The organism is Synechococcus sp. R8-2 (assembly GCF_047461715.1).
GTDB lineage: Bacteria > Cyanobacteriota > Cyanobacteriia > Thermostichales > Thermostichaceae > Thermostichus.
This window is the reverse complement of record NZ_JANSHQ010000232.1, coordinates 1-2,587: the sequence shown is the minus strand read 5'-3', so window position 1 is coordinate 2,587 and position 2,587 is coordinate 1. Positions and strand designations below refer to the sequence as shown.

Here is a 2,587-nt window from a genome sequence, read left to right as displayed (position 1 = left end):
GATGAGCAAGTCCATCTGGCACCTGTGCCGCCAGCTTTCCATAGGTTCGCTGTCGTCGTAGGGGAGCTCGTCTTGGGTGGGGGGCAACTCGGGTAGATAAACCGGATCCAGCACCTCAGTAATTGGGTTCGGGTTAGTCATTGCCAGTTCTCCTCTCTTTACCCTTACAAGGTATCGGGATCCACCCCCAGCTCCCGCAGCTTCTGGGCCAGGCGCTCTGCTCGCTGTCGCTCTTGCTCAGCACGTTGGCGCTCGATTCTCTCAGCTTCTTCAGGAGTAGGCACCAGCTCCCCATTGGGGAAAAAGTAGCGCAGTTGTTGGTTATGGATCCCCAGATACAGCTCCAGCATCTCGCTCCAGCGCCAGCCCTGCTCCGTTGGCTCAATCTCCTCGTACTTCTCCCCCCTCAGTCGCAAACCCATAAACTCCTGCGTCTCCGGAGAATAGTAAAAGTACTCCGGTGTCCTGAAAATCCTTTCGTAAAGCTCCCGCTTCTCACCCCGATCCACTTTGGCAGTCGATTCCGAAAGCAGCTCGATGATCAAGTCCGGGTATTTGCCACCTTCTTCCCACACCACCCAAGAAGGGCGGGGGCGGTTTTCTACCCCTTTGACCAAAAACAGATCTGGCCCGCGGAAGTCTTTATTTTTGAGTTGCTCTCGGCTGTAGTAGACGGTGAGGTTCCAGGCGAGGAAGTAGTCGTTGCGGTCTTGCCAGAGGCGGGCGAGGCAGCTGACCAGAATCAAAAGCTGCAGGGCATGCAGGGAGTGTTCCATTTCGGGTTCATCACTGAGCAGCCCCTGGGCCGAGGGCATGAGCTCCGCCAGTTGCTGGCGGGTGAGGGGAGTAATCTTTTCCTCGGCTTTCTCTTGGAGTTTTTCTTGGGCCAGCATTTTTGCACTCGGGGCAAGTGAATTAGCTGTAGGCTAACCCATCGATAGAACCGCCGGCAGGTGCTCTGCTTCAGGCTGACAGGGTGATAACAGGAGCGTTCTACTAACTGAAAGGCATAATAAGAGATGTAAACTTCTCCTTTTGTCCGCATGTCTTTCTGGAAACTTTTGGTGGTGATAGCGGTGCTGCTTTTCGGCTTGGCAAGCGGGATCCCCACCTTACAAGCGGCCACCCTGGGTGGATCCCCCTACAATCGCGCAGAACAGGAAGTTGTGATTGCAGCTAGCCCAGACCAGGTGTTAAAAGCGGCTGAGCAAGCCTTTCAAGTTTGGAAGCGGGGGGAACTGGTCTCTGTGGATGCTGAGGCGATGGAAGTGAAGGGGATCTCCCGCACCAACTTTTTTAAGTTCGTGGACGATCTAACGGTTTCGCTGTCGCCAATAGAAGGGGATCCTGGCCATACTCGTCTACACATTACTTCCGAAGGCCGTGTTGGGGAATATGATTTCGGCGGCAACCGGCGCAACATCAACGAGTACCTGAACACTTTGCGGTCGTTGCTGGAGCAGAGCTAGGGCCGACAGGACAAGGCGGGAGACTTATGTGGATCCACGTCTTTTGCCGTCTCTTATGATTCCTCGTTCTGTTCCAGCTTGGCCACACGAGCTTCCAGCTTGCGCAAGGTGCGTTGCAGCTCAGGCAAGTGCCGCTGGACGGCCATGCTCTTGCGCCATTCGGCAATGGGTTGGTGGGGGTAGCCGGCCACCGTTTGACCGGCGGGGATATCGCTGGTTACACCTGTCTGGGCGGCTACACGCACGCCATCGCCAATGTGCAGGTGCCCGGCCAAGCCACATTGCCCGGCCAAGATGACGTGGTGGCCCAACTGGGTGCTGCCGGCAATGCCCACCTGAGCCACGATCAGGCAGTGGGATCCGGTGCGCACGCCGTGGCCAATTTGCACCAGATTGTCGATCTTGGTGCCGCGGCCAATACGGGTCTCGCCAACGGCGGCCCGGTCGATGGTGGTGTTGCTGCCTACCTCCACGTTGTCTTCCAGCACCACTCGGCCCGCCTGCAGCATGCGCCGCCAGGAGCCATCTGCCAGAGGAATGTGGCCAAAGCCGTCGTCGCCAATGACAGCGCCGCTGTGGATGAGGCAATCATCCCCAATCTCCGTGCGCTCGTGAATAACGCAGTTGGCGAAAAGCTGACACCGGGATCCAATCCGCACGTGGGGATAGATGGTGACATTGGGATGAATTTGGGTGTGGTCGCCAATTTTCACTCCCTCCATCACCACTGCGTGCGGCCCGATGGCCACCCCCTCCCCCAGCTCGACGCTGGGATCGATCACAGCGGTGGGGTGGATGCCAACGGGCAGGCGGTAGGGTTGGTAGAACAGCTCAATGGCCTGGGCAAAGAGCAGACGGGGATCCCTGCCCCGCAAGCAGGCAATGGAACAGGGCAAAGCCAGCCCTTCCTCCACGATGACGGCGCTGGCCTGGGTTTGCTCCAAGAGAGGTAGGTAGCGGGCCTCGCTGAGAAAGCTCAGCTCCCCTGGGCGAGCCTCCGCCAGGCTGGCCACGCTGTGAATTTCCAGGGTGGGAGCCCCCTCGTAGGCACACCCCAATTTTTGGGCAATTTCCTGTAGCTGCATTGGGGTTGACATCCTGATACATTTACGCTGAAC

Annotated in this window: 3 protein-coding genes; 1 reads left to right on the top strand and 2 read right to left on the bottom strand. The window is 57.9% G+C overall.

Annotation, left to right across the window (positions count from 1 at the left end; genetic code table 11):
- Window positions 1–164: 164 nt before the first annotated feature.
- A complete protein-coding gene (locus NW819_RS06225) occupies window positions 165–851 on the bottom strand; it encodes a Uma2 family endonuclease (RefSeq protein WP_414342578.1) in 687 nt (228 codons plus the stop codon).
- 192 nt (window positions 852–1,043) lie between these two features.
- On the opposite strand from NW819_RS06225, the gene NW819_RS06220 reads away from it, so the two are divergent.
- Window positions 1,044–1,469, top strand: coding sequence for a DUF1499 domain-containing protein (locus NW819_RS06220; RefSeq protein ID WP_414329250.1), 426 nt, complete (start codon window positions 1,044–1,046; stop codon window positions 1,467–1,469).
- Between the two features lie 53 nt (window positions 1,470–1,522).
- Here NW819_RS06220 and lpxD read toward each other — a convergent pair whose 3' ends face one another.
- Window positions 1,523–2,566: a UDP-3-O-(3-hydroxymyristoyl)glucosamine N-acyltransferase gene (lpxD, locus tag NW819_RS06215; protein WP_414413223.1), complete on the bottom strand. Its 1,044-nt coding sequence runs from the start codon at window positions 2,564–2,566 to the stop codon at window positions 1,523–1,525.
- Window positions 2,567–2,587 lie beyond the last annotated feature (21 nt).

Coding starts and splice junctions, on each gene's coding strand:
- NW819_RS06220 (WP_414329250.1), top strand. CDS start 1,044: ATGTCTTTCTGGAAACTTTTGGTGGTGATAGCGGTGCTGCTTTTCGGC.
- lpxD (WP_414413223.1), bottom strand. CDS start 2,566: ATGTCAACCCCAATGCAGCTACAGGAAATTGCCCAAAAATTGGGGTGT.